This window comes from Acinetobacter sp. CIP 101966, from assembly GCF_000369725.1.
Taxonomy (GTDB): domain Bacteria; phylum Pseudomonadota; class Gammaproteobacteria; order Pseudomonadales; family Moraxellaceae; genus Acinetobacter; species Acinetobacter lwoffii_Q.
Window position 1 is genome coordinate 146,326 of record NZ_KB850164.1, and the last position, 6,179, is coordinate 152,504.

Genomic DNA, 6,179 nt, shown 5'->3' on the forward strand with positions numbered 1-6,179 from the left:
AATGCTGGAAAATTTTACCTAGTATTAAAATTTTAAAAAATATCAGGTTAAAAGCGAACCGAAGTCCGCTTTTAATCATCAGGTTGTTTAGAAGAAACCAGCAGGCTTGGTCGAATAGCTCACCAAAAGATTTTTGGTTTGCTGATAATGATCCAGCATCATTCTGTGATTCTCACGTCCAATGCCTGATTTTTTATAACCGCCGAAAGCCGCATGCGCAGGGTAAATGTGATAACAGTTGGTCCAGACCCGGCCGGCCTGAATGGCACGGCCAGCACGGTAGGAGGTATGCGCCGAACGCGACCAGACACCGGCACCGAGTCCGTAAATCGTATCATTGGCGATCTTGATCGCATCATCAAAGTCTTTAAAGGTGGTCACAGCCAGTACAGGCCCGAAGATTTCTTCCTGGAAGGTCTTCATGTCATTGGTGCCTTTAAAGATGGTCGGTTCAATATAGAAACCTTGACCCACTTCCTGACGTGCTTCACCACCGATCAGGATTTGTGCGCCTTCTTCACGGCCAGTGGCAATACAGCCCAGAATCTTGTCCTGCTGTTCCTGTGAGGCTTGCGCGCCAATCATGGTGTCAGTATCCAGTGGATGTCCAGTTTTAATGCGTTGCACCCGTTCTACCGCACGCGCCAGAAATTCATCGGCAATGCTTTCCTGGATCAGCGCACGCGATGGGCAGGTACAGATTTCACCCTGATTCAGGGCAAACATGGCAAAGCCTTCCAGTGCCTTGTCCAGATAATCGTCTTCCTGATCCATAATGTCAGCAAAGAACAGATTCGGTGATTTACCGCCAAGTTCCAGCGTTACCGGAATAATATTTTCAGTTGCATACTGCATTATCATTTGGCCGACGGCAGTCGAGCCGGTAAAGGCAATCTTGGCAATACGGGGATTGGTCGCCAGCGGACGGCCGACTTCGACCCCGTAGCCATTGACGATGTTCAACACGCCCGGTGGCAAAATGTCCTGAATCAGTTCAGCGAGCACCAGAATACTGACCGGGGTCTGTTCTGCAGGTTTCAGCACAATACAGTTGCCTGCAGCCAGGGCAGGTGCCAGTTTCCAGGCGGCCATCAGAATCGGGAAGTTCCAGGGAATGATTTGTCCGACTACACCAAGCGGTTCATGAAAATGGTAGGCGATCGTATCTTCATCAATTTCGGAAATGCCGCCTTCCTGGGCACGGATACAGCCGGCAAAATAACGGAAATGGTCAATGGCCAATGGAATATCGGCAGCCAGCGTTTCACGGATCGGTTTGCCATTGTCCCAGGTTTCTGCCACAGCCAGCAGTTCCAGATTTTGTTCTAAGCGATCTGCAATTTTCAACAGAATATTGGAACGGGTGGTAGGCGATGACCGGTTCCATTGTTCTTTGGCTTTGTGCGCTGCATCTAAGGCCAATTCAATGTCTTCTACAGAAGAGCGCGGCACTTTGGTAAAGACTTTGCCATCTACCGGAGAGATATTGTCAAAGTATTCACCTTTGACCGGAGCGACCCATTCGCCGCCAATGAAATTATCGTATTGTGCTTTAAATTGAATTTTTGAACCGTCAGTATTGGGGTCTGCATAACGCATAATCTATTCCTTTATATGATTGTTAGTGGTGCAGGTCGAGCGCATGTTGCCGATCAAAAAATATAGGCGCTTCTGCATTCAGCTCTACTATAAAGAGGGAAAAAGACGGGCGGTTGTTTGTTTACAGGCTTGCTACAAAAGACAATATTTGGAGACAAGCAGTAGAAGAATAAAAGTTATAAATTTTCAAGCCTTAAATTTAAAAACAAGGGCTTATAGCATTTATAAAACATCGAAAGATTGGCATATTTTCAATGTGCTTGATTACATTCCAACCTAATAAGGATTCAAAAGAAGCCAAGCAGGAGAAATGAGGGTAAGTTTCATTTCTCCTTCCACGTTTATCTAAAGCCCTTTGTCATGCAGCCATTGAAACAGTTGCTGATAAACCTGCTCACGCACAGATTGCTCTGAAAGTACCAGATCATGTAAACCCTTCCGGATACTTTGAACCGTGACATCGCCTTTAATTTTTTTGGCATATTTCTGAATGTCTTTAATCCCTAAAATTACATCGCTGCTCTGTGCGGCTTTACCCCATTTTTTAGGATATAAAGTCTGATGCGAATGCATGATCAATACCGGAACATCGAGCTGAACACCGCGATGAATTTCTTTCTGTGCCTCATGAATGGCACGAATAAAACTGATCCGAACCATCGGATAGCGGGTCTTTTTCCAGTCCAGACTGAAGTCCCATTCGCCTTTTAAATCCTTATGCAGGCTGGTGGCATACCACTTGTTCAGCTCGCTTGGAAATTTAAGATTGGGAAAAATTTTGGCCAGTCTGCTCAGTTGCGGAATGCCAAGCGCACGTTTAATCGGATTCATATTGAAGTCATAAAATGGACTGTTGACCCAAAGTGCTTTAATTAAAGAATGCTGCGGATGATGTGCCGCATACAAGGTCGTGGTCAGGCCGCCGGTAGAATGACCACAGAGCAGGGCAGCATCGTGACCCTCGGCTGCTATAATGTCGAGTGCCTGGGTAATTTCTGCATCATATTCAGCAAGGTCATACACGTTATAATATTTTTGATGCGGCAGAATCGAACGGCCATATTTTCTCAAATCCAGCGCATAAAAATCAAAACCATGCTGATTAAAGCGCTCTGCCATTTCGGTCTGAAAAAAATAATCGATAAAGCCGTGAATATATAGAGCTGCTTTTTTTGTAGGTTGGGCTGCTTTTTTACGGATCAGGGTTGCTACGACTTTGCCCTCATAATCATCGGGAAAGTTTAAGGTCGCTTGCTCATAACCTGTCCCCAAAATATCGGGCTGATAAAGCGGTTGCAGTTCACTCATTGTTATACTCGTTGGTCTTATTAAATTTATGCTTTATCCTTGATGAGCTGAGGTTTTTTGTCAAACAGATCTTGCTGCCGATTTAAATTAAAAATACGAATAGGGATTAATTTTAGAAACCGTCCAAAACCTAGGCTGAAAATGAGTGTTATCAGATTATAAAATTCTGCTACAAGTATTATAAATTTGCTAAATGACCTAACAGCTTAAAATCAGGCTAAGCTATATAAAATAAACAAAGTGATGTGACTATTTTGGCAGAACTGCCGAAGATTGATTAGATGAGTTAAATAATGCCCAGAGAAAATTTGAACAGTAAACGCCCTTTATATATTCCTTATGCTGGAAATACTCTGCTAGAACTCCCACTACTCAATAAAGGCTCTGCATTTTCTGAAGAAGAGCGTAGAAGCTTTAACTTGCATGGCTTGATTCCTCATGTCACCGAGACGATTGAAGAACAAAGTCAGCGTTCTTATCAGCAGTATTGTGCTTTTAGCAGTGATATTAACAAGCATATTTATTTGCGGAATATTCAGGATACCAATGAGACCCTGTTTTACCATCTGATTGAAAATCACCTCAGTGAGATGATGCCGATTATCTATACCCCGACTGTGGGTGAGGCATGTCAGCGCTTTTCTGATATTTATCGCCGTCATCGTGGGATCTTTATTTCCTATCCTGACCGTGATCAGATCGACCAGATTATTCACAATATCAATAAAAAGAACGTGAAAGTGATTGTGATTACAGATGGTGAGCGCATTTTGGGTCTTGGAGATCAAGGCATCGGTGGTATGGGGATTCCCATTGGAAAACTGGCACTCTACACCGCATGTGGCGGGATCAGTCCGGCCTATACCTTACCGATTACTCTTGATGTCGGTACCAATAATCAGCAGTTGTTAAATGACCCGATTTATATGGGCTGGCGTGAACCACGAATCAGCGGCGATGAATACTATGCTTTTGTCGAGACGGTGATTCGGGCGATTCAACAGCGCTGGCCAGATGCCTTAATTCAGTTTGAAGACTTTGCACAGAAAAATGCCATGCCTTTGCTGGAAAAATATCGTGATCGAATCTGTTGTTTTAATGATGATATTCAGGGCACCGCAGCAGTGTCTGTCGGCAGCCTGATTGCTGCTTCGCGTGCAGCAGGTAAACAGCTCAAAGATCAGGTGGTTACTTTCCTGGGTGCTGGTTCAGCTGGTTGCGGGATTGCAGAACAGATCATTAAGCAAATGGTTGCTGAGGGTTTAAGTGATGCTGAAGCGCGTGCACGCGTGTTTATGGTCGACCGCTTTGGTCTGATCACAGAAAATCAGCCGAATTTACTGGACTTCCAGCGCAAACTGGCACAGCCTCTTGAAAATGTAGAAAGCTGGGCAGATGCTGAGAGCATGATTTCTCTGCTAGATGTAGTTAAGCGTGCCAAACCGACGGTACTGATAGGCGTATCTGGACAGCCAGGTCTATTCACTCAGGAAGTGATTGAAGCCATGGCTGAAAACAGTGTGCAACCGATTATTTTCCCTTTATCCAATCCGACTTCCCGCGTAGAAGCTGTTCCGGCAGATATCTTGCAATGGACCAAGGGCAAAGCGTTGATTGCGACGGGTAGCCCATTTGCACCAGTGAATTATCAGGGGCAGATTCATCATATTTCACAATGCAATAACTCTTATATCTTTCCGGGCATTGGTTTGGGTGTAGTTGCTTCAGGTGCAAAACGTGTCACGGATAATATGCTGATGGCCTCGAGTAATGCCTTGGCGGACTGTTCTCCGAAACTGAAAGATCCTCAGGCAGATTTATTGCCAAATCTGGATTGTTTACAGTCGATTTCGAAGCAGATTGCCTTAAAAGTGGCGCTTGCTGCGATTGAAGATGGGGTAGCACCGAAAGTCAGTGTAGAAGAATTGCAGTTGGCTATTGAACGTAATTTCTGGACACCGCAATACCGTAACTATCAGCGAATTACCTTTTAATTATATTGGAAATGGACTCTGTATTGTGGCTAGTGGTTTGCTAGCTTGAGTTTATCTGATGCGTTGGTGAAATATAAAAAGCCCTGATCTTTTGATGAGGGCTTTTTATATTGTCGTAGGGGTGGCATGGTCACATCTTGGTTATAAAATCAGAAAGTACTTTAAGAATTTGTTATTGAGTGAAACAAAAATGAAAGGATCATTTAAAAAAATAACATCAACATAAAAAAAGCCCCGATCTTTCGATCAGGGCTTTTTTAGAATCTGGAGCGGGAAAGGAGACTCGAACTCCCGACCCCAACCTTGGCAAGAGTCACCGACATAAAATACACTAAATAACCTCATTGGTATTTTAATAAACCCTATATATAACAGCTATATAGGGTTTTTATTTTGTGTGGTGTAATTTAAAGTAGGGTGGGGTACTTTTATTTTTGGTCACTAAGTATGATCTGGTAATCAACAATAATTACCGACATATATTTCTCTGTCTAAGGGAGGTTTACTATTTGGTATAATATTATGATGAGGTTAGGGCTTTGACTGCTACGATTTCTGTTTGGCCTTTTGGCGTAAGACATACAAATATAAGTTTTCTACTTTTTCACGTGCCCATGGGGTGGTACGCAAGAATCGCAATGATGATTTAACACTTGGGTCTATGCAAAAACATCTAATTTCAATTTTACGACTCAAACCTTCAAAGCCACCGTAGTAATCCAATAATTCATCCAAAATGTCAGCAAGTTTTTTACCGTGTAAAATGATCATTGGAGGTATTCATAATAGATCAATCGTATTTTGGGTGACCATTATTATAACTTGGGCTAGTTAGAAAACTAGAGAGAGTTGGAATGTAGATAATGATGGACTGAATAGCTATCCAAATTCTAGGCAGACATAATCATATTTTGGACTGCCACTGCTGTCCCACAATTTTTATAAGAGGAAGCTCTGTACACGACAAAAATAGATAACTCATTGAAATAATGACATAATAATTGTTTTCTAACGACGAATACTATGACACATCTCAATGAGTTATATCTTATCTTAAACAAATATCTAAAATGGAACAAGTCACATTTAAAGTGCTTTGCGCTCATCATGCTTGTGATCATTTTAAAGCAAACATGTAATCTTTCTTCTGCATCTAAAGCCTTGCCCATCAAGTGCTTACCACAATCATTTTATCGACGTATGCAGCGCTTCTTTGCAGGTCAGTATTTTGATTATCGTCAAATTTCTCAGTTGATTTTCAATATGTTTTCATTCGAC

3 protein-coding genes and 2 pseudogenes are annotated in these 6,179 nt (G+C 42.6%); 2 read left to right on the forward strand and 3 right to left on the reverse strand.

From position 1 onward, the window contains the following. Positions 1–87: 87 nt before the first annotated feature. Together F891_RS16090 and F891_RS16095 are read right to left on the reverse strand one after the other, a co-directional pair. Complete coding sequence (locus tag F891_RS16090) at positions 88–1,599, reverse strand: acetaldehyde dehydrogenase ExaC (protein WP_005264602.1); 1,512 nt, start codon at positions 1,597–1,599, stop codon at positions 88–90. 345 nt (positions 1,600–1,944) lie between these two features. Beyond that, complete coding sequence (locus F891_RS16095; protein ID WP_005264603.1) at positions 1,945–2,907, reverse strand: alpha/beta hydrolase; 963 nt, start codon at positions 2,905–2,907, stop codon at positions 1,945–1,947. 293 nt (positions 2,908–3,200) lie between these two features. Here F891_RS16095 and F891_RS16100 point away from each other — a divergent pair, with 293 nt between their 5' ends. Then, positions 3,201–4,901, forward strand: coding sequence for an NAD-dependent malic enzyme (locus F891_RS16100; RefSeq protein ID WP_004280930.1), 1,701 nt, complete (start codon positions 3,201–3,203; stop codon positions 4,899–4,901). 546 nt (positions 4,902–5,447) lie between these two features. Here F891_RS16100 and F891_RS16105 read toward each other — a convergent pair. Next, positions 5,448–5,685 (reverse strand): annotated as a pseudogene (locus F891_RS16105) (VF530 family DNA-binding protein). 239 nt (positions 5,686–5,924) lie between these two features. Between F891_RS16105 and F891_RS16110 the strand changes: the two are divergent. Further along, a pseudogene (locus F891_RS16110) lies at positions 5,925–6,179 on the forward strand (IS4 family transposase); the annotation flags it as partial.